The sequence below is a fragment of the Trueperaceae bacterium genome (assembly GCA_002707365.1).
Classification (GTDB): domain Bacteria; phylum Deinococcota; class Deinococci; order Deinococcales; family Trueperaceae; genus UBA6957.
In genome coordinates, this window is sequence record PAMQ01000010.1 from 41,608 (window position 1) to 62,325 (window position 20,718).

General features: G+C 46.2%; 19 protein-coding genes. 13 read left to right on the top strand and 6 right to left on the bottom strand.

Annotated features, from left to right (window positions below):
• Positions 1 to 19 precede the first annotated feature (19 nt).
• Positions 20 to 1,822 (bottom strand): tRNA uridine-5-carboxymethylaminomethyl(34) synthesis enzyme MnmG, encoded by a 1,803-nt coding sequence (locus CMO31_04515; GenBank protein ID MAZ53264.1) that lies wholly within the window; start codon positions 1,820 to 1,822, stop codon positions 20 to 22.
• Between the two features lie 192 nt (positions 1,823 to 2,014).
• On the opposite strand from CMO31_04515, the gene CMO31_04520 reads away from it, so the two are divergent.
• From CMO31_04520 to pyk, 4 genes are all read left to right on the top strand, one after another.
• Positions 2,015 to 3,346 (top strand): chromosomal replication initiator protein DnaA, encoded by a 1,332-nt coding sequence (locus CMO31_04520; protein ID MAZ53265.1) that lies wholly within the window; start codon positions 2,015 to 2,017, stop codon positions 3,344 to 3,346.
• Between the two features lie 543 nt (positions 3,347 to 3,889).
• On the top strand, positions 3,890 to 4,981 hold the full coding sequence (gene dnaN / locus CMO31_04525) for a DNA polymerase III subunit beta (GenBank protein ID MAZ53266.1): 1,092 nt from the start codon (positions 3,890 to 3,892) through the stop codon (positions 4,979 to 4,981).
• Positions 4,982 to 5,011: 30 nt separating this feature from the next.
• The gene (locus CMO31_04530) at positions 5,012 to 6,286 is read left to right on the top strand and encodes a phosphopyruvate hydratase (protein MAZ53267.1); all 1,275 of its coding nucleotides are present in this window, start codon (positions 5,012 to 5,014) and stop codon (positions 6,284 to 6,286) included.
• A complete protein-coding gene (gene pyk, locus CMO31_04535; GenBank protein ID MAZ53268.1) occupies positions 6,283 to 7,713 on the top strand; it encodes a pyruvate kinase in 1,431 nt (476 codons plus the stop codon). The genes CMO31_04530 and pyk overlap by 4 nt, the downstream gene beginning before the upstream one ends.
• 166 nt (positions 7,714 to 7,879) lie before the next feature.
• Here pyk and CMO31_04540 read toward each other — a convergent pair whose 3' ends face one another.
• From CMO31_04540 to hemG, 5 genes are all read right to left on the bottom strand, one after another.
• Complete coding sequence (locus tag CMO31_04540) at positions 7,880 to 8,329, bottom strand: 50S ribosomal protein L9 (protein ID MAZ53269.1); 450 nt, start codon at positions 8,327 to 8,329, stop codon at positions 7,880 to 7,882.
• Entirely contained in the window at positions 8,326 to 8,613 is a 288-nt protein-coding gene (gene rpsR / locus CMO31_04545) for a 30S ribosomal protein S18 (protein MAZ53270.1), read from the bottom strand. The genes CMO31_04540 and rpsR overlap by 4 nt, the downstream gene beginning before the upstream one ends.
• Positions 8,614 to 9,435: a single-stranded DNA-binding protein gene (locus CMO31_04550; protein MAZ53271.1), complete on the bottom strand. Its 822-nt coding sequence runs from the start codon at positions 9,433 to 9,435 to the stop codon at positions 8,614 to 8,616. It abuts the gene before it with no gap.
• A gap of 45 nt (positions 9,436 to 9,480) precedes the next feature.
• Positions 9,481 to 9,828, bottom strand: coding sequence for a 30S ribosomal protein S6 (rpsF, locus tag CMO31_04555; GenBank protein ID MAZ53272.1), 348 nt, complete (start codon positions 9,826 to 9,828; stop codon positions 9,481 to 9,483).
• A gap of 263 nt (positions 9,829 to 10,091) precedes the next feature.
• Entirely contained in the window at positions 10,092 to 11,462 is a 1,371-nt protein-coding gene (gene hemG / locus CMO31_04560) for a protoporphyrinogen oxidase (GenBank protein ID MAZ53273.1), read from the bottom strand.
• 385 nt (positions 11,463 to 11,847) lie between these two features.
• On the opposite strand from hemG, the gene CMO31_04565 reads away from it, so the two are divergent.
• Genes CMO31_04565 through hemH form a run of 9 tightly spaced genes read left to right on the top strand, consistent with a single transcriptional unit; the run spans position 11,848 to position 20,693 of the window.
• The gene (locus CMO31_04565) at positions 11,848 to 13,023 is read left to right on the top strand and encodes a glutamyl-tRNA reductase (GenBank protein MAZ53274.1); all 1,176 of its coding nucleotides are present in this window, start codon (positions 11,848 to 11,850) and stop codon (positions 13,021 to 13,023) included.
• A complete protein-coding gene (locus CMO31_04570) occupies positions 13,023 to 13,937 on the top strand; it encodes a hydroxymethylbilane synthase (protein ID MAZ53275.1) in 915 nt (304 codons plus the stop codon). Before CMO31_04565 ends, CMO31_04570 begins: the two co-directional genes overlap by 1 nt.
• A 1-nt stretch (position 13,938) precedes the next feature.
• Positions 13,939 to 14,634 carry a uroporphyrinogen III synthase gene (locus CMO31_04575; GenBank protein MAZ53276.1) on the top strand — a complete coding sequence of 232 codons (696 nt, stop codon included), beginning with the start codon at positions 13,939 to 13,941 and terminating at the stop codon, positions 14,632 to 14,634.
• Entirely contained in the window at positions 14,631 to 15,680 is a 1,050-nt protein-coding gene (locus tag CMO31_04580; GenBank protein ID MAZ53277.1) for a porphobilinogen synthase, read from the top strand. The genes CMO31_04575 and CMO31_04580 overlap by 4 nt, the downstream gene beginning before the upstream one ends.
• Positions 15,677 to 16,849 carry a histidine kinase gene (locus CMO31_04585; GenBank protein ID MAZ53278.1) on the top strand — a complete coding sequence of 391 codons (1,173 nt, stop codon included), beginning with the start codon at positions 15,677 to 15,679 and terminating at the stop codon, positions 16,847 to 16,849. Before CMO31_04580 ends, CMO31_04585 begins: the two co-directional genes overlap by 4 nt.
• Positions 16,846 to 17,568 carry a DNA-binding response regulator gene (locus tag CMO31_04590; GenBank protein MAZ53279.1) on the top strand — a complete coding sequence of 241 codons (723 nt, stop codon included), beginning with the start codon at positions 16,846 to 16,848 and terminating at the stop codon, positions 17,566 to 17,568. Before CMO31_04585 ends, CMO31_04590 begins: the two co-directional genes overlap by 4 nt.
• Before the next feature lie 40 nt (positions 17,569 to 17,608).
• Entirely contained in the window at positions 17,609 to 18,634 is a 1,026-nt protein-coding gene (locus CMO31_04595) for a uroporphyrinogen decarboxylase (GenBank protein MAZ53280.1), read from the top strand.
• The gene (locus tag CMO31_04600; GenBank protein ID MAZ53281.1) at positions 18,634 to 19,599 is read left to right on the top strand and encodes an oxygen-dependent coproporphyrinogen oxidase; all 966 of its coding nucleotides are present in this window, start codon (positions 18,634 to 18,636) and stop codon (positions 19,597 to 19,599) included. Before CMO31_04595 ends, CMO31_04600 begins: the two co-directional genes overlap by 1 nt.
• Positions 19,596 to 20,693: a ferrochelatase gene (hemH, locus tag CMO31_04605; protein MAZ53282.1), complete on the top strand. Its 1,098-nt coding sequence runs from the start codon at positions 19,596 to 19,598 to the stop codon at positions 20,691 to 20,693. Before CMO31_04600 ends, hemH begins: the two co-directional genes overlap by 4 nt.
• The last annotated feature ends 25 nt before the right edge of the window (positions 20,694 to 20,718 follow it).

Genomic DNA, 20,718 nt, shown 5'->3' on the forward strand with positions numbered 1-20,718 from the left:
CACGTGAAACACTTTTTAATTAACGTGCCCTCAAGTGAACTAACAAGGCAGTGATGTCGCTATCCCTGACACCCCTCAGGCGCTGAGCTGCCCCTAAGGTTCTCGGCTTATGCTTTTGTAGAACCTCTGATCCTTCACTGGACATGCTTGGCACGTGCCAATAATCGATGCCCTCTAATACCAAACCCTCGAACTTTGATCGCCCTTTAAGGTGATTCATAGCCCTTGTAATGTATGGGCTGTAGCGAGCCAAAACCTCAAGGCGTCCGATTTCGTCTTCGTTTAATTGATTCTCTGGAAGGCCGACTATTTCGGTAACCATTTTGTAAGTATGCTTGGGTCTGCATAGTATTGATAAGCCTGTCTTGCCTTTATAGTGTACAGCCTTGAGGCGTTCTAATTCTTTATGGATTCTGGCTGTTTTTTCTATTTCTTGGTCTAGCACCCTTTTTTCCACGAGCCCCCAGGAATACCCTGTCTCTGTAAGTCGTTCGGCTGCGTTATCTTGCCTATGGTGAAGGCGATATTCATTTCTGGACGTCAACATGCGATAAGGCTCATCTATACCCCAACGCACTAGGTCGTCCAAAAGTACGCCGATATAACCCTCTGTTCTTGGTATCCACACAGGTTCTTGATTTTGGGAGAACCTAGCCGAATTCACTCCTGCAACCAACCCTTGCGCTGCGGCTTCTTCATACCCACTAGTACCGTTTATCTGGCCTGCGGAAAAAAGTCCTTCCACGACCTTCGACATAAGAGTTACATCGAGTCCCGTGGGGTCGAGAGCATCGTACTCAACCGCATACGCATATCGGTGTATCTCTGCGGACTCAAAACCAGGGAGTGTTCGAATCATGTCGTCTTGTAAGTTGGGTGGCATCGAGCTAGAAAAACCCTGAAGATATACTTCACTAGTTTCTAAGCCGTCCGGCTCTACAAAAAGAAGATGTCGATCTTTATCCGCAAATCGAACGACTTTGTCTTCGATTGAAGGGCAGTATCTTGGTCCTTGGCCCTCAACCATACCTCCATACATTGCCGATTTATGAAGATTGTCTTCTATCAAAGCATGGGTCTCGGTGGTTGTATGGGTAATCCAGGTAGCACTAGAACCCGCGTTAGGACCCGGCTGACCCGAAAATGATTTAGGGGGAGACTCAGCATTTACTACACTTAAGACAGAAAAATCTACCGACTGTGCTCGAATTCTCGGAGGGGTCCCTGTTTTAAATCTGACGAGTTTATGTCCTGTATCTCGTAAGCTTTTTGACAAGTGCCTAGCTGGGGGCTCTCCCTGTCTCCCGGCTTCTCGTTTATTAGTGCCGTACCACACAACTCCAGCAAGAAACGTGCCCGTACACAAGACTGCAGCGCTAGTTTCAATAGTGCGTCCATCTGTGAGCGTAATCCCCTTCAACTTAAGACCCTTAGTCTGTTCTGTTTCCAGGGTAGCTACTTCACCCCTAATAATTTCTATACCCGGAATGCCTTCAACAAGATGCCGAGCTATTTTGGCGTATTCATCGCGGCCATTTTGAACCCTTAACGATCTCACTGCAGGCCCTTTACTCTCATTGAGCGTCCTCGTGTGAATGGCAGCCTGATCAGCAAGGCGGCCCATTACTCCACCCAAAGCTTGAAGTTCAAATACTAGTTGAGATTTTCCTGGCCCGCCAATCGCAGGATTGCATGGCATAAGACCAATTTTCTCAGGGTTAGGTATTGTCATAACAACCTTAGCACCAAGGCTAGCAGCAGCATGTGCCGCCTCAATGCCAGCATGACCACCCCCTATGACCACTACATCAGCCTTCAACAACAACTACTCCTCTCCAGATAAACAAAGAATACCCCTAGGGGTATTGGAGTTTACTAAGCAACGCGAACGCATAGAGTATAGCGCAACCAGTGGTTAACCGAAACGGTATTTCTTTCCATCTGGTAGACTGCTTTTCCCGACCGGGACGAGTTAGGGAAACTACATCTTATTAGGAAGAGGCAAGAAAGGCCAATGCTGAGCAGTGAAACAGCTATCTGGGACGATATTCTCGATTATGTCAAGAACGCCATCCCTGAAGTAGAGTACAGAACTTGGTTCGAGCAGGTTAGACCTCTTGGAATAGAGAATGGTGCCTTTATGATCGGCGTTCCTCATTCCTTTGCGAGAGACTGGCTTCGCAACCACTATGGGAATCTTCTCGAGAAAGCACTCGAGGGTCTTGGTGCAGACTCACCAAGGATAGAATTCCAGGTTGTCGCTTTCCAAAGCACCGAACAAAAAGACATGTTTGCTACTCAGGAAAAGGAAAACCCGACCGATATTAGGCCATTATTTAACCCAAAATACATCTTCTCTAATTTTATCGTGGGACCTAATAACAACCTATCTCATGCAGCAGCTTTAGCTGTTGCTGAGGCTCCCGGCCGAGCCTACAACCCACTGTTCCTTTACGGAGAAACGGGTTTAGGGAAAACCCACCTCATGCAAGCAATTGGGCACTCAGTGGCTGATCTTTTTCCTGGCTTACGCATTGAGTATGTGACGACAGAAGCGTTCACTAATGAAATGATTAGCTCTATAAGAGAAGACCGTAGGACATCCTTCAGAGATCGTTATCGTTCTATTGACCTCTTACTTGTAGATGACATACAGTTTATTGCTGGGAAAGAACGTACTCAAGAGGAGTTTTTTCATACCTTTAATGCTCTGTACGAGTCCGGCAAACAGATTGTTGTGTCATCAGATCGCCCACCTAAGAACATTCCTACGCTAGAGAATAGGCTACGTAGTCGATTCGAATGGGGCTTAATTACTGATATCCAAGCCCCAGATTTAGAGACTCGCATCGCTATCTTAGGGTTGAATGCCGAGTATCGGGGTATAAAAATTCCAAGCGAGGTCATAGACTTCATTGCTCACCAAGTAACCTCTAACATTAGGGAATTAGAAGGTGCCCTCCTTCGGGTATTGGTTTATACCAGCATGAATCAAGAGGATTTGACTCCCCAAACAGCTGCAAAAGCACTGTCTGACGTATTTACACCAAGCGATATCAACCTCACGATGAATGACATTCTTAGAATCACTGCAAACCACTTTGATTTGGAACCCGGTAAGCTTAAATCAAAAGGCCGTAGGCGGGAGTTAGTTGTAGCACGCCAAGTCGCCATGTATTTGATTAGAGAGCTTACTCCTCATTCTTACCCAGAGATTGGGCAGTTTTTTTCTGGTCGTGATCACTCAACCGTCATGTATGCGGTGCAAAAAATTGAAGAACAAACCAAAGATACAACGAATGATCTACATAAAAAGATTTTGGAAATTAAAGAAGAACTATTTTGATGGTTGACTAAATATTTATAAACAACACCTCATTACTTTGTTAATTCACCCGAGTAATTTAGTTGCTTTACTAAACCAGCTGATTTTTAGAGAGGCCCTCAACCTGTTTCCTTAAGTAAAAAAGTACGTGTGGATAATGCTGTAGAAATCCTGTGAATATTTTTGGGGAGCATTTTATTTTTACTCGCCCTGTTAAATTCTGTAGAAAACTTAGGTAGTTATCCACAGATCGCACATTCTTTTCCACAGTTTTAATACCTTTATTTTAGTTGGTGGACACAAAAAACACTTTTTTCCCCAACATAAACAACCACTACTATTACTATTACTATTACTAAAAATTAATTTTTTCTAAGTCAGTTGTTAGTAATATTTAACCAAATCTGTGAATATTTCCTAAAAATCTGATAAACCTTTCAATTAAAACTAAACTATTAATGTTTTCCTTATTTTATCTCCTACGTTCATAAAGAGCTTATTTCCGGTATGCTCGTAGTGGCCCGTTAGCTATCAGCATAAAGGCCTCTCGTCGGGAGTGACATCATGGTGGAAGTTCAGGTACAAAAAAGGGAATTGGTTACTAGTCTTGGTAATGTTGTCCGAATTATTCCCAGTAGAGCTAGTAATCCTGGGTTGGGTCTTTTGAAAACAGAGATTACTGATAAATCGATTGTTTTAAGCGGTTCAAACATGGAAATAGATATAGAAGCTACTGTTCCTGCTGACGTAACTGGAACAGGGAGTTTTTGTTTATCGGGTCACGTATTTTCGCAAGTAATTGGCTCTTTACCAGGGGATATGGTGACCCTCAAGTTAGGGGATAAGGAAGTAGTAGTGTCGTCAGGTAATTTCGACACAACCCTGAGACTAGAAGACTCAGAAAGTGCGCCGGTCATATCTTTTAGTGAAAAATTGGTTGGAAAGGTGGAAGCACCAGAGCTAGCAAAAGCTTTGTCAAGCGTCCGTTATGCCGCAGCTACAGCCGACTATCAAGCTATCTTTAGGGGCGTAAAAATAGAGTTTAAAGAACAAGAGATGCGTACAGTCTCCACCGATGGATTTCGTCTCGCATATTACAATAGCGATTACAGCACTGGGCTCAAGGGAGACGTTGTTGCTCCTGCAAGAAGTATAGATGAAGTGGTTAGGCTTCTTGCAGAAGGTACAGTGCGGTTTGATCTTTCTGATTCCCGCTTAAGTATTCAGGCTAAACCTTATCGGATTAACGTAAATTTAATGGATGGTTCTTTTCCTGACTATGAGAAAGTAATACCAAAATCTTTCCCTGTGAGCATCTCTGTTGATGCAGGACTTCTTACCGAGGCTGTTTCCAGGGTTGCTCTAATGGCGGATAAAAATGCCAACAATAGAGTTGATCTATTTATTAAGGGAGGTATTTTACAAATTACAGCTGAAGGTAGTTACGGCCGTTCCCAAGAGGCAATTGATGTTTTACAGACAGGTAATGACCAGGAAATTGCCCTTGCATATAATGCAAAGTACCTTACCGACGCCTTGAGTCCCATAAGTGGGGATTTACAAATTTCCTTTTCTGGGACCTCTACACCTAGTGTTATGGCTAGCAGTGAAGATCCAAGCTACTTAGCAATGGTTGTCCCATTGAGAACTGGATAAAGCAAGTTGAGAAAAGCTTCAAGGAGACATATGACAAGTATTGAAAGCATTTGGGCGCTTGAGCTCCTCGACTCTAGGGGAAACCCAACAGTTGGCGTTACGGTGAAAACATCGGGAGGTCAGACAGGAACTGCTACCGTGCCTTCTGGGGCCTCTACAGGCGCTCATGAGGCCATGGAATTGCGTGATGGTGGCACAAGATATATGGGTAAAGGCGTTTTAAGAGCTGTTGATAACGTTAACAGTATCGTTGCACCGGCACTACGAGGCTACGACGTCCTAGATCAGAACGGTCTTGATAAAGCAATGATCAGACTCGACGGTACTGAAAACAAAACAAGTTTAGGCGCAAATGCCATGCTTGCTGTTTCGTTAGCAGCAGCAAGGGCTGCTGCTAACGCTCTAAAAATTCCTCTCTATCGGCACCTGGGAGGCACAGAAAGCTGCACACTACCAGTACCAATGATGAATGTAATAAATGGCGGAAAGCACGCAGACAATAGTGTTGATATGCAAGAATTTATGTTGGTACCAATAAAGTTTAAGAGCTTCGGGGAAGCTCTTCGGGCAGGGGTTGAAACGTTTCATTTCTTGAAAAAAGTGCTTACTAACCGGGGTTATAACACCAATGTAGGTGATGAGGGCGGTTTTGCTCCTGACCTTAAAAACAACCAAGAGGCGATAGAAGTAATTTTAGAATCCATAGAATTAGCGGGGTATACCCCGGGAGATCAAATAGCTATAGCGTTAGACCCAGCAACAACTGAATTTTATCGTGATGGGAAATACCACCTTGAATCTGAAGGCAGAGTTCTTGACCACTTAGATATGACAGGTTACTGGCTAGATTGGGTAGAACGCTACCCGATAATTTCTATCGAAGATGGGCTTGCAGAGGACGACTGGGAAGGATGGAAAGAATTCACTAAAATGATGGGGGCGCGATGTCAACTCGTTGGTGACGATCTTTTCGTCACCAACGTAACACGGTTGCAACGGGGTCTTGACGAAAAAATAGCAAATGCGATTCTGATAAAGGTCAATCAAATTGGAACTCTTACAGAGGCCATGAACGCCATAGACCAAGCTAGGCTTGGCAAGTACAAATCCGTAATTAGCCATAGAAGTGGTGAAACAGAGGATGCTTTTATTGCTGACCTTGCTGTGGCTACAAATGCTGGGCAAATAAAAACAGGGTCAGGGAGTCGTAGCGATAGAATAGCAAAATATAATCGACTTTTAACAATTGAACACGAGTTGGGTGATTTGAGTATTTATCCAGGAAGTAGAGCTTTCGCAAAGTGAAAGAGGTAAGGCAAACTAAGATTGTTGCAACCCTTGGGCCAGCAAGTAGTACCCCAGAGACCATTGTTGACCTTATTGAAGCTGGAGTTAATGTATTTCGGCTTAACTTTTCCCACGGTAACCGAGAAATTCATAAAAGTAACATCGAACATATTAGGAATGAAGGAAATAAATTAGGAATACCGATTGGTGTTTTGCAAGATCTGCAAGGACCAAAGATCCGTATTGGTGTGTTTGAAAAAGAAAAAATATTTTTAGAAGCAGGCAAAACCTTCAGCATTACTTGTGATGACGATAGTCCAGGTAATGAGGATAGAGTTGGTGTGACTTACAAAACCCTATTCTCTGACGTAAATATTGGTGATTCTCTACTTCTAGACGATGGTCGCATGTGCCTAGAAGTTACTGATATTATGGGGAAAGTTATTCTTACTAAAGTTTCTATTGGCGGGACTCTTTCAGATAATAAAGGAATAAACATACCTGGAGTAGACCTTTCCATTCCAGCCCTTACAGAGAAGGATATAGAAGATCTTTTTTTTGGTGCTGAACTCGAGGTGGATTGGGTTGCTATCAGTTTTGTAAGGAGCCGTGAAGACCTCTTATTAGCCAGAAAACACCTAAACAAAGCACAATCCCAAGCAAAGTTAATGGCAAAGATCGAAAAACCCGGGGCTTTAAGTCGGTTCACAGAAATATTACAGGAAGCAGATGGTGTAATGGTGGCCCGTGGGGACCTAGGGGTGGAAATGCCCCCTGAGCAGGTACCTATGATTCAAAAGCAACTAATTCAGGAATGCTCAGTAGCAGGTAAACCAGTCATAACTGCTACTCAAATGCTTGAATCAATGATAGAGAACCCAACACCTACACGAGCAGAGGCTTCCGATGTGGCAAATGCAATCTATGACGGTACTGATGCGATTATGCTCTCTGCTGAAACAGCGGTGGGAGCATATCCAATAGAGGCCGTAAAGATGATGGATCGGATAGCTAGGTCTGTCGAAACTGATTCCCGTTATCGCCAATCGGTAAGGGACCATCACCCCGAACCGAAAGAAACCATAGCAGATGCTGTTTCGCTCGGTGCTGTAGAAATGGCCTATAACCTTAAGGCAGACCTAATAGTGACTTTCACCGCCTCAGGAACAACAGCTCTTCAGGTCTCCCGCTACAGACCTACAGCACCAGTTTTGGCTGTCACCCCAAGTGTTATAGCCTTTAGACAAATGAGTGTTTCTTGGGGGCTATTACCTTTCTTGAGCAACGAGTTTCACACCACCGATGAAATGATAGAGAAAGCACTTAGGGCTATAGACGATACTGGTTTTGCTGAACCTGGTGGGCGTTTCGTAATCACAGCTGGGGTACCTTTCGGGATGACAGGAAAGACAAACTTGATTAGAGTAGAGTCAATCCCAGATTAAAAGTTGACCTGATATTCATAAATAACCAAAGCAGAACTACGGCGGATAGCTGGCAATGACGATAAAAAGGTTATTCCATGGGTTGGGCGGCAACCCCTACCCTAGAAGGGAAGAGTTTGCTGCCCGTACTTTTTACTAGCGTCATTTTTAGTTGAACGGTTTCTTCTTATTCTTCCTCAGCACTAACTAGAACATTAAGGTTGATTGTTACTTCGGGATGTGGCCGGTAAGCTACCAAATACTCCCCTAAAACCTTGATTGGCTCCTGGAGAACTATTTTCCGCCTATCCACTTCTACATCAAAAAATGCTTGCACGGCATCGGCAATATCGCGGTTACCAACTGAGCCGTAAATACGTTCCTCACCTGCTCGTACTTTTATCTCTAATTTCGCCTCTCCAAGCAGTTCTTTGAGGCGTTCAGCATCAGATTTACGCTCTGACAGTTGCTTAGCTCGTTGGGCTAAGCGGGTATTAAGCTCAGCCTCGTTAGCAGCTGTTGCTGGTAAGGCGAGACCTTGTGGTATCAGCCAGTTCCGAGCATGGCCGTCCCGGACTGTTACCATCTCCCCCGCTTCGCCAAGTGAATCGACTGGTTCAAGGAGTATTATGTTCATTTGCGAACCAATTTTTGAGTGATTGGAATGATGGCTAGCATACGAGCTCGCTTAATTGTTGTTGCTAGACGTCTTTGGTGTTTTGCGCACACACCTGTTCGCCGCCTCGGTAGAATCTTAGCAGTGTCTGAGATAAACCTTCGCAACATTCTTTGGTCGTGGTAGTTAGTTATCTCAAGATCTCCCGAACAGAATTGACATACCTTTGGGCGTCGGCCTCGTCGGCCTCCTGCACCTCTACGCGTCCTACGATCTCGATCGTTATTATCCCGTTCTTTTGGCATCTAAAATGGTAAATCCTCTTCCGGTGGGAACTCTTCATCAATATCTAGCTGACTCGCCTGAACGCCCTGGTTTTCAGGTTCAGGGCGGGTACCGGCTCCACCAGCGCCGGGACCGCGGGCCAGGTACTCAACGCGCGACCCTTCGATGCGCGTTGAGTATCGGCGGTTACCTTCCTTATCAGTCCACGAGTCGTTTACAAGACGACCTTTTACAAATACGGGATCTCCTTTCGCCAGTTCACCGCATGCCTCGGCCAGGTCACGCCACACATTCACATCAATGAAGTGAGTCCGTTCCTGATCATTGCCACTGCGATCCCTATAGCGCTCATTGACAGCCACGCTGAACCGAGTTACTCCATTACCCGATGGTGTGTACCTAAGTTCGGCATCACGAGTGAGATTACCTACGATTACAACCTCGTTTAGAGCATCGCGTAAGCGGTGCTGTCCACGTGTGTCTGTAACTGTCGTGTCACCACGTCGCGCACCAAAATTGAGCACATCAACTCGTAATGCTTTTACGTCCAAAGCAGTACGTCGTTGGCCTTCAGAGTTTTCCCAACTGCGATAGTCTAACCTACCTTCAGCAAAAACAGGTGTTCCTGCTTCAACCTGATTAACCAATGCTTCAGCGGCATTCCCAAAGACTGTTACCCTGTGGTACCAGGCAAGTTCTCGCAACTGACCATCATCACCAATAACATTATCATTCCCACCTAAGTTCAACTCCAGAATTGCTAGTCCTGCAGGGGTATACCGTAGTTCTGGGGCTTGTGTAAGCGTGCCAGCTAGGTAGACATTATTGAGTCCTCGTGCCATAAAATCATCTCCTCATAGGAAGAGTGGTGAGCGGTTGTGAAATTCTTAGTTAGGGTCACCTACTGGCTCGGTAGTGGTGACTTTTAGGGTCTTCCACTCCGGTCGATCCTTGACTACCAAAACTCGCATAACGTTGTCACGTTGGCGCAAGGCGGTTTCGATGATTTTTGGTGTTTCACTAGGTAACCTAAGGCAATAAATCAAATAGTAGCCGTCATCAATTTTTCGAATAGGGTAGGCTAACCGTCGCTTTCCCCATTCATCAACTTTAATCAGTTCACCCTCGGAACGTTCAATCTGGGTCGTGATAGCGTCTTTTTCCGTTTGTAACTGGCTTTCACTAAGATTTGGGTCAAGAATTACGTTCAAATCGTACTGAGCATTTTCTTGCATCGTTCACCTCCTCCACATCCTACTGAGCCTAAATAGTTCCGAAATTTGGCTTAGGCCGAGTAACTTACCCGGCATCTACTCTCGCTCGGCTTAGAATCTCAGGCCACTCGCGTTTTTTACGCTAACTGCGGCAGCTCGGCATTGTAGCATTTTAAGCGGCATTGTGGTGAAGATTGCTTACGCTGGTTAGCATCAAGGGTAAAAGTGCCCTGGAAATCAAAGTTCTTGGCACCTTAATCCGGATAGTCGGCCACCATTAATATTTAAAAATCATGTGTTAATTCGGAGGCTAAAGTAGTAGCTACCCTGTGTGCGTCCTGTATACAAGAGTTAAGTCCTATTCCATGATAGGCGTCACCGGCCAGGGTGATGCCAGGAAAGTCTGTTAAGGCTATCTCGATCTGTTTAACTAGTTGCTGATGTCCACATAAGTATTGGGGAATTCCTTGTGGCCAATTAATATCTCCAGTGTATTGGGGGGAAGCAGTGATGCCCATTGTGATTTCCAGATCACGCTGTACTAGTTTAAGGGCTTCTTCTGTCGAGAGAGAAAGAATATTGGGGTCATGTGTCCCGCCTGTAAATACGTTCAACAACACCTTTCCTTTGCTTACTCGATTAGGGAAGATAGAAGAACTCCAGAGAACACCTAGGGCGCTAACCCCCTGGTTCCGGGGTACCAGAAAACCAAATCCATCCATAGGTCGAGGTACTTCTATACGGTCATACCCAAGCGCAAAGACCCGGACGCCAGCGTAAGGAATTGATCCTAGTAATTGTGCGGCATCTGGTAAGTGTGTCTTGAGTAATTTCCCGGAGACGAAGGCTGGTGTGGCAAGAACAACTTTATCAGTGATGAACTCAGTGCCCTCCTTAAACCTTAGCCGGATCCGATTAGATGAACTCTTTTCCAAAGCTATAAGCTCTGCGTCTGTGGTTATTTCTTTCCTCAAATCTGCATTGAGGCCATCTATGAGCTTCTGGATTCCCCCCTCTAGAAAACTAGTAAGGGTGGCTCTTCTATCTGGGTGTCGTTTTTGTGAGTTAAAACCACGGATTAGACTAAGGTGGTTGGATTCTAACTGGCGAATATGAGGAAATAACGCGTCGAGGCTTAGTTTTAGGGCGCTACCTGCGGTATGACCTATTACCAGTGGGTCCGCGAAGGTATTGGCGAACCCAGTACCAAAATGCCGCTGGAGGAATTCGTATACTGTTTCTTCCCCTTTGAAACGTGAGGCAAAGACCGGCTCGAGCAAAGCACGGAATTTCCCTGAAGTAGTGAGTAATTCGGAACCAAGAAAAGTTGATAGTGAAGTTGGGATGGGTCTTAGTCCCCCATCGTAAAAAAGGTATCGGCGTTGGGATCCAGGAGTAGCTTGTACAAGATCTTCGGAAAGGCCAACTGCTTTCACCAAATCTAGGATGGGAGATGGTTTAGTTGTATCTGTAGATAAAAAACCATTAGGACCCCAGTCGAACGTGAAACCTTTTTCTGTGGTTGATCTAGTTCTTCCACCAACTTGTCGAGACCTTTCGAAGAGGTTAATAGAGATGTTCGGTGCAAGACGTTTCAAAAAAGCGCCTATAGCTAGGCCAGTTATACCGCCACCGATAATAGATACTGAGGGCATCGAACACCAATATATGAGGAATGTGCTGTCTTGTGCAGCCTGAAGCGACTCGTAAGTTAGTGGAATGAATATTTCTACAATCCTGAAATGGTGAAGGTTTTTTAGAAGAGTTTATTGCCGAAAAGGATTTTTTGGAGTAACTCCATCTTTCCCAAGCCTAGCTATATCACTTGATAATGGCCTCATCAACTCTACTTGGTGCACGAGGCTATAGGGTTATAAATATATGAGGTAACCACGTGTTTTTTACTCCCGATTACGAGTATGTTTATAGGTACTAATTTGATCTTTAAATCAGAGTTTCAGCGCTGATCATATTTACTGACTAGCTTGATGACACTTTCGTGACACATTTTTCGCTTAGGGAGCCCTACGATAGTTGATCGTGAATAGGCTTGCGCTAATAGGGGTTTCGCACCGCAGGGGTGGTGCTGTGGCCTTGGAGGCGTGGCAAGAGAATTTTGATACTCAAATTCTCGGCCAACTTGGTTTTGATTCTTTCGTCATTATTGCAACCTGTAACCGATGGGAAGTCATCATGATTCTTCCTGAAGGAATGGATTTGGACTCCGCACGTAGACTTCTAACTGTCTCTGGTCATAAACGACCCTATGCATTTCTAGGAGAAGCCGCCATTGAGCACCTAGCTCTAGTAGCCACTTCGATAGATTCCCTCAACCCTGGTGAGGATCAAATCATGGGGCAGGTTCGTGAGTCTTACAGAGAAGCTAAGGGTAGAGGAGTTATGAACGGTACTTTAGCATTCGCCGTTGAAACAGCGCTTCGTGTGGCTAAACAGGTTCGTAAAGATGTAGTCCTAGCACCGGTGGATACTTCCCTCTTTAGTTTGGCGCGTCCTGAGATAGAGAGGTACTTAACTCCCGGGTCGGCCGCTGCCATTTTAGGAGCAGGGGAGATGGGTTCAATTGCTACTAAAATCCTGGCTCGTATGGATGGGATCCACCTAACTTTATTTAACCGTACCGTTGAACGCGCTGCTCAAGTTGCAAATTCACTTAACGTGAAAGTCCGAAGCTTGACAGATTTTCCGGCAGAGTGTTCGGACATTAATGTTCTGGTGTGTGCTACCAAGGTCAGCGACCTAGTAACACAAGGTTCACTAGTCTGTCTTCCTAACCTCAAGTTGATAGTTGATCTGGGTTTGCCACGAAATGTGCAGGAAGGGGCTACCAGCACTCAGGGAATTAAGGTGCTCGATGTTGATACTCTTCGAGATGCTGGGATTCTGCGGCGTGAGGAATTAAAAGAACAGCTTGCTCTGGCAGAAGGCCTTGTGATGGAACATGTAGCTGAGGCCATGGCGATGTGGAGTGAGAGAGAAGCAGCTCCTTCCATACTGCGCTTACAAGATTGGATTGGGGAAACTATCGAAGCTACTATCTTAGAGCTAGATCCAGAGGTGACATTATCCCAGGAGGAGTACCACCGACTTGCCCGTAGAGTCTCTTATGCTCCTATTAGGGGTCTTCGGGCGCTGGCCCGAGAGTATGGTCCAGAGGCGGCACAAATTTTTCTTGCTGAGAGTGGCCTAACAGAATAATGACCAGCGAACGCGGCCATATCCGAATCGCGAGTCGGACAAGTGCCCTAGCGATTCGGCAGGTAGAAGAGATCCAAGATGCGATTGAGCGCCAAGATTGCTCCATTGAAATAATTCCGGTTAATACTCAAGGAGATATAGACGACCGTCCATTTCCGGAAATGGACGGTCAGGGGTTTTTCGTAAAGGCTGTTCAGGAGGCTCTTTTACATGGTGAAGCAGATCTCGCAGTACACTCATATAAAGATTTGCCATCAGCCCAAGTATTGGACTTGGAGGTGGCTGCGGTCCCTCTTCGAGCAGATCCTCGCGATGCCCTTCTCGTTCGCCCTGAACAATTCAAAGCTGAAGGCAATAGCCTCCCCCTAAAACTCTCGGCTCGCGTAGGAACCAGTTCTGCGCGACGAAAAGCACAGTTACTTAGCTTAAGAGAGGACCTTGAGTTATCAGAAATCCGAGGTAATGTTCCCACACGTATCGACAAGCTCCGGAACGGAGATTTGGATGCCATTGTGGTAGCTGCAGCTGCTCTAGAGAGACTAAGATATGAACCAGTTGATCTGAAGTTGGAATTACTTGATCCACGGATATTTGTTCCAGCACCTGCTCAAGGAGCCCTGGCTTTAGAGATACGTCGTAATGATTACTACATGGCAAGCCTTTTGACTGAATTGCATGACCCAAGTGGTTATCGAGCAGTAGCTGCTGAACGGGGCCTACTGGCGATGTTGCAAGGGGGTTGTCAAGTTGCACTTGGAGCACATGCCACCTTTAATCAGGGCCTTATTACGCTTTGTGCTTGGTATGAGGGAAATAGTGTGGTGGTAGAACATCCCAATTCGGAGGGTGCTGCAATGCTAGCCTATGACGCACTTGGTCGACCAACGCCACATTCAACAGGGGAGGTAAAATAAAGTGCGGGTGGCGCTTACCCAGGCACAAGGAAGGCTAGAGGGTTTAGGAGAAGAATTAACTTCTCTAGGATTAACGGTGGTCCGGGTACCACTTTTAGAGATCCAACCTAGATTATGTGATGACGTTCGTCGACAAGGTCATGCCTTCTCAATATTTCCATGGCTGTTATTCTCTAGCCGCTCCGCAGTGGAGGCTTGGAGTGCTCTGGAACTGTCGTTTTCAGGACCTAGCCTAGGGGCTGTCGGTCCCGCTACTGCAAGAGAGATTGAGCGAGCGGGAGGGAGGGCAGAAATTGTTGGTGCTCCTCCTAATGCTGAAGGTTTAGCCACCCTCTTTCTTCAGCACACTTCAATATCGAACTTTAAAGGCCCAGTTGGATTACCCCTTGGAACTCTCTCCCCCCCTTGGCTTCGTCGCAGACTTGAGATTGCTGGACATCAAGTGGTTACTTTGGAGGTATACGAGACTCTTACCCTAGGATGGCCTAAAGACATCGAGGTTGATGCTGTTATTCTCGCCAGCGCCTCTGCTGTGAAAGCTTTGCCAACTAGAGTAGCTGGGGACTCGACTCTAATAACAATTGGGAGAAGTACAAGCCGAGCAGTCCGGGATCGAGGGTTTGTACCTATTGAGGCTAGGGCTCCGTCTCGGACTGCGATTGTACAAGCGGTTCACCAATCACGGAGAACAGAATGACTACTGAAGTTGTTTACCAGGATGAATTGCGGCGAAGGCCGCGTCGTTTTCGACGCACAGCTGCGTTAAGGGAACTAGCTGCGGAGACATCTCTAAATCCACATCAGCTAGTACTACCCGTTTTCGTAGTGTCCGGCCGAGATCAGATTCAACCAGTTTCTAGTTTGCCTAACGTAAATCGACTAAGCGTTGATCAATTACTACCGCGCCTGGAGAATGCACTTGAACTCGGTATTCGGGCGGTGCTTCTTTTTGGTGTTGTTAGTTCAGACCTTAAGTCGGCTGATGGTCTTGCGGCCTATGACCCACATGGCCCGGTCCCTACGGCTCTTAGAGAAATCCGAAAGCATTTTGGGACCAATATTGTTCTCATTACGGATGTGTGTCTTTGTGCATATACGAATCACGGGCATTGTGGTCTTTTAACCGAGACTCCCAGGGGGATTCGTATTGATAACGATGCTAGCCTCAAACCACTTGCCAGTACGGCACTTATTCATGCCGAGGCGGGTGCTGATTTCGTAGCCACATCAGACATGATGGATGGTCGGGTTGCGACGATTCGCCATACTCTAGATAAGAGTGGTTTTGATGATGTAGGAATATTTTCTTACGCCGTAAAGTACGCTTCGGCGTTTTATGGTCCATTCCGGGAGGCAGCCGGTTCATCTCCAGTTACAGAAATCAAACGTTTCAGCCAAAAAATACCAGAGGACCGAAAGAGCTACCAAATGGATCCACGAAATGTACGTGAGGGACTGATTGAAGCTGCTCTGGATGAGGCTGAGGGAGCAGAAGTACTAATGGTGAAGCCCGCCCTACCTTACCTAGATGTTTTAACTAGAATAAGAGGTGTTACAGACTTACCTTTAGCGGCATATCAGGTCTCTGGTGAATACACTATGTTGAAGGGCGCAGCTGCTTCTGGTGTTCTCGATGAGGCTGCTGCAGTTCGTGAATCACTCTTGTCTATACGTCGTGCAGGTGCTGATCTGATTGTCAGCTATTACGCGCTAGAGGTCCTTGAAAAAGGTTGGTTGTTTTGAAGCGGAAGTCGACACTACTGTTTCGTACACGGTCAGGTGCTTCTAGGACTTACATCACGATTGCTTTTATAGTGATTGCAATTTTTCTATTGGTGCAGGTTGCTTGGTGGGGAATATTTCAGAGTCGGTACATAGATAAAGTAAGTCGTGATCAATTCACATCCTGGCAACGAGATGCAGAAATCACATCCCTGCTGTTAGCCTCGAGCGACGATCTAAACCTAAAACTACATTTGTTGGAACAGTATCCCCATCTCCGTTTTAATGAGTCTGATTACCGCTTTAAGATCAATGAAGTGTCCCTTAAGTCATTTCAGAACGCACAGAGGGGATACATCCGAATGTTTTCGTTTGAAGGACCAGTATTTGCTCTCGTAGTTTTATCTTTACTTTTTTTTATTGCCAGGAGCATGTGGGCTGAACGTGAGCTTAAACAGCGCCAACATAATTTCCTTTCCGCTATAACCCATGAGTTTAAAACTCCCCTCTCCTCCTTGCGGTTATTGGTGCAAACTGCGCGTCTACGGGATCTATCTGTCAAGAAGCTAGATGAGTATTTAGGGAATATGGAAGAAGAATTAGACCGGCTTGATCGTACTAGCGAACAAGTCCTTGCCAGTGCCCGACTGGAGCAGGCAAAAGAACCACCTATTCTTGAAGCAGCAGATCTTAATCAGGTTCTCGAAGCTCTAATTAATGAAGCTCGCAGAGGAATTGAGGCGAGAGGCGCTAACCTAACGTTCCTAGCTAGTGCTGAAGCCCTCCCAGTTTCTATAGACCAAGCTGCCTTTGGTGTAGTGATAAATAACCTACTTGATAACGCAGTCAAATATAGTCCCGGCCAAGAGAAGCAAGTTTTGGTTTCTTTAGAGAGCACGAAGAACGTAATCTATCTGCACGTTGATGACCAAGGTATTGGGTTTGAAGAAAGTGGGGCGTCACGTTTGTTTGAACGTTTCTATCGAGCTGGTGAGGAGATGACCCGTTCAACTCCGGGTGTTGGTCTGGGCCTTTATCTGGTCCGCTCAATTACAGAGGCAATGAACGGTTGGGTGCGGGCCGTACCCAACCCAGTAGGGCGTGGGGCTCGATTCACAGTTGTTCTACCCCGGCGCTTGTCGATTGGTCGTTCTGACGAGAATGTTTCCACAGTCGAGGAGGCTATATGACAACCTATACTGTGCTTGTTGTTGAGGATGAGAATACCCTAGCTGCGGTGTTGAGTGATAACCTCCGGCACGAGGGTTACAGTGTTACGACGGCAACGGATGGTGAAATCGCATACCGTTCCTGGAGTGATTCTCCCCCTGATTTAGTTGTTCTAGACGTAATGTTACCGGGCATCAACGGGGTGGATCTTTGTCGTCGACTTCGTGCTCAAGGAGATCAGACACCTGTCCTATTCCTAAGCGCTCGTAGTCAGGCTAAAGACCGAGTAGAAGGATTAGTTGCTGGTGGGGATGATTACTTAGCTAAACCGTTTCATTTGGAAGAACTGCTCTTACGCATAAAATCCCTCCTCCGGAGGCAGCAGAGTAACAACGTAGCCTTGCCAGAAATGGGTTTTAACTTCGGCGGCCATCGAGTTGATTACCGAAGTTGGACAGCACATCTAGCTGGAGGGGGTGAGGCCTTACTCGGTGAGCGTGAACTTGGAATCTTTCGACTTCTTGCTTCACGAGTTGGCGAGGTCGTAAGTCGCGATGACATTCTTGATGGGGTCTGGGGAAATGATGCGTTCCCTGCAAGCCGCACGGTTGATAACTTCGTAATGAGACTCCGACGACTATTTGAGCCTGATCCTTCTAAACCAATATACTTCCATACCGTCTGGGGTGTAGGTTATCGATTTACACCCCAAAGAACAAAAGAGGAGAATGCTTCTTGACAAACGAAACGAATCTTATTATTTGGACTATCTTTTTGTAATGAGCCTATTTTTAGATGCTGCTCGAGGTCGAGATACTGAACGTGCTCCGGTCTGGATAATGCGCCAGGCAGGACGCTATCTACCGGAATACCGAGCTCTCAAGGAACGATATTCCTTTTGGGAACTAGTGCGCACACCCGACCTAGCAGTAAAAGTTACTATGCACCCGGTAGAGCGATTTCAGTTGGATGCTGCTATTCTTTTCAGCGACATCATGACCCCTTTACCAGCAATGGGCATTGAAATAGATTTTGTGCCTGGTCCTGTCATTGAAAGTCCAATACGTTCAGCAGCAACTGTGGAGTCTCTACGCATCCCGCACTCTGACGAGATTGCGCCATTCGTAGCCGATACCATTTCTTGTATCCGAGATGTATCCCAAGTCCCATTAATCGGGTTTGCCGGAGCGCCTCTGACACTTGCTGCGTATTTGATTCAGGGTAGTGGTAGTAAAGATTTTGCGGAATTTCGAGGTTTATTGCGCAGTGCTCCTGAAATAGTGCACACACTTCTGAAAAAACTTTCTCTAGTTACTTCACGATACCTACAGATGCAGGTGCGAGCTGGTGCCCAAGCCGTTCAGTTATTTGATTCTTGGGCTGGGTTGCTCGATGCGAAAACCTATGCACAATTTGCCGCACCGTACAATCAGCAGGTCTTAGAATCACTCGCAAGTCTTAACATTCCTCGTACCTATTTCACCGTTAACGGCGGCCATCTTTACAATGAGATTAATTCTCTATCCTGTGAAGTTGTAGGGGTTGATTGGCGTCATCCACTAGACCATGTTCGTCCGCAACTCCGCAATAAGGTTTTGCAAGGTAATCTTGATCCAGCTGAACTGCTAGGACCTCGTAATCGCCTAATCCGAGTTGCTCAAAAGGTACTCCAAGCTGGGCTCGGTGGTCCCCACATATTTAATCTTGGACACGGCATTCTTCGGCAGACTAACCCCGACAAGTTGCACATCTTAATAGATACAGTTCGTGCTTTTAAAAGGCACGGGGCGGAACAAGCAATCTAATGCTGAGTTTTCCTAACAACGGTGTTGGAGGACGGGTTGTTGAACTTATGCAGACAGCTCAAGCGGGACTAGTTCAAATTCTTGAGGAAATTGACCAAGATCAACAATTTAACGAGCACACTTGGGATCGTCCTGGAGGAGGAGGTGGTAGAAGTTACCTCCTTGAGAACGGTTCTATTTTCGAGCGTGCCGGTGTTAATGTTTCAGTCGTGCATGGGGGAAAGGCCCCTCCTAGCTTGGCAAAGCGACACCCTATCGTAAGCGACCTTCCGTTTTGTGCTACTGGCCTAAGTGTGGTGATTCACCCAAGAAACCCCTTTGTTCCAGCCTTTCACGCCAACTTTAGATATTTTGAGGTTGTTCACCAACTAGGGAACAAACCAGTAGCCTGGTGGTTTGGCGGAGGAGCAGATTTGACGCCCAGCTATCCGTTCGAAGAGGATGTACACTACTTTCACAGCAAGCTTTTTGAGTTGTGTGACCGTCACCAAGTAGCTGATTACTCTAAGTTCAAAACTACCTGTGATGCTTACTTCATTATTCCTCACCGTAACGAAATGCGGGGCGTAGGAGGCATATTCTACGACACCCTTAGCGCCCCAGACGAGGGTAATTTTGAAGAGGAATACGCATTTACCGCAGATGGCATAGAAACGCTCTATGAAGCTTACCTTCCGTTAGTCGAGAAGCATAAGAAGGCTCTATATAGTGAACGGGAGCGGGAATGGCAACTTTACCGACGTGGACGTTACGCGGAGTTTAATCTTGTTTATGACCGAGGAACCCTTTTTGGTCTTCAGACCCGGGGTAATATCGAAGCGATTCTCATGTCGATGCCACCATTAGCTGCATGGCGTTTTGACCTTATTCCTAATCCAGGTAGTCCAGAGGTCGAAACCCTCAGGTTTTTTCAGCCGCGTGATTGGATAAGCGATACGAATGCAAACTATAGGAGAGGCGAATGAGTGATGGGCCCACTGGCATTGTTCTTCTCAATATGGGTGGACCCCGAGATCTACCTGAAGTAGAACCGTTCCTCCATCGCTTGTTTAAAGACAAAGAACTTATCAATTTACCTGTACAGAACTTTTTGGGCCCGTTTCTTGCCCGCAAGAGATTACAAAAGGTACGGAGAAACTATAGTGAAATTGGGGGAGGTTCTCCGATCCTTAAATGGACCGAGGAACAGGGTCGCGGTATGTGTCAGCGGCTGGATAGCTTATCCCCAAGTACCGCGCCTCATTATTTCTACACAGCATTCCGCTACGCCGAGCCGCTATCAGAGACAGCTCTCAAAGCTATGGCGCACAAAGGCGTAGAGCGCGCTATAGCTTTTTCACAGTATCCGCAGTTTTCCTGTTCGACTACTGGCTCATCCCTGAACGAGCTCTGGCGGGAGGTATCGCGTCTCGACTTACAGAATAAGTTTACATGGAGCGTGATTGATCGTTGGCCTGCCCACCGCCGTTTCGTGGAGGCCATGAAAGAGACAGTAGTCGAGGGACTTAATCTATTTCCAGTTGAGGCTAGGGATGATGTAGTAATTGTTTTCAGTGCCCACTCTTTACCTATGAGTGTGATTAATCGAGGTGACGCCTACCCACAGGAAGTAGGAGCGACCGTCCATGAAGTAATGAAGGTACTTGAATTCTCCCACGAGTATCTTCTGGCTTATCAATCCGATGTTGGACCCGTACCATGGCTTGGGCCCTCAACCGAGCACGTTATAAGAGCATTGGGTACCAAGAATAAAAAGCACGTATTAGTGGTTGGGATCGCTTTCACCTCAGATCACATCGAAACCCTCCACGAGCTTGATATAGAATATGGCGGATTAGCTCATGAATCAGGGATTATCAACTTCTACCGAGCGCCTGCACTCAATGGCCTTCCAATTTTCCAAGACGCACTAGCTGAGATAGTTCTAGAACACCTAGAATCGCACGACGCCTGCACTAAGCAGTACAAGCTTCGTTGCCCCGGCTGTAAAAACGCACAATGTAGAAAAATCCTAAATCCAATCACCCCAAATAGTTGCAAAACAAAAAGCATTTACTGAAAACCACTAATTGATCGAAAAAATA

Bases quoted from the DNA above. Each gene is read 5' to 3' on its own strand.
- rpsR (MAZ53270.1), bottom strand. From the start codon at position 8,613: ATGCCAAAAGAACGGGATAATAACGATCGAGATCGTAGGACGCGTAGA.
- CMO31_04590 (MAZ53279.1), top strand. From the start codon at position 16,846: ATGACAACCTATACTGTGCTTGTTGTTGAGGATGAGAATACCCTAGCT.
- hemH (MAZ53282.1), top strand. From the start codon at position 19,596: ATGAGTGATGGGCCCACTGGCATTGTTCTTCTCAATATGGGTGGACCC.
- hemG (MAZ53273.1), bottom strand. From the start codon at position 11,462: ATGCCCTCAGTATCTATTATCGGTGGCGGTATAACTGGCCTAGCTATA.
- rpsF (MAZ53272.1), bottom strand. From the start codon at position 9,828: ATGCAAGAAAATGCTCAGTACGATTTGAACGTAATTCTTGACCCAAAT.
- CMO31_04540 (MAZ53269.1), bottom strand. From the start codon at position 8,329: ATGAACATAATACTCCTTGAACCAGTCGATTCACTTGGCGAAGCGGGG.
- CMO31_04520 (MAZ53265.1), top strand. From the start codon at position 2,015: ATGCTGAGCAGTGAAACAGCTATCTGGGACGATATTCTCGATTATGTC.
- CMO31_04570 (MAZ53275.1), top strand. From the start codon at position 13,023: ATGACCAGCGAACGCGGCCATATCCGAATCGCGAGTCGGACAAGTGCC.
- dnaN (MAZ53266.1), top strand. From the start codon at position 3,890: ATGGTGGAAGTTCAGGTACAAAAAAGGGAATTGGTTACTAGTCTTGGT.
- CMO31_04580 (MAZ53277.1), top strand. From the start codon at position 14,631: ATGACTACTGAAGTTGTTTACCAGGATGAATTGCGGCGAAGGCCGCGT.
- CMO31_04600 (MAZ53281.1), top strand. From the start codon at position 18,634: ATGCTGAGTTTTCCTAACAACGGTGTTGGAGGACGGGTTGTTGAACTT.
- CMO31_04530 (MAZ53267.1), top strand. From the start codon at position 5,012: ATGACAAGTATTGAAAGCATTTGGGCGCTTGAGCTCCTCGACTCTAGG.
- CMO31_04550 (MAZ53271.1), bottom strand. From the start codon at position 9,435: ATGGCACGAGGACTCAATAATGTCTACCTAGCTGGCACGCTTACACAA.
- CMO31_04595 (MAZ53280.1), top strand. From the start codon at position 17,609: ATGAGCCTATTTTTAGATGCTGCTCGAGGTCGAGATACTGAACGTGCT.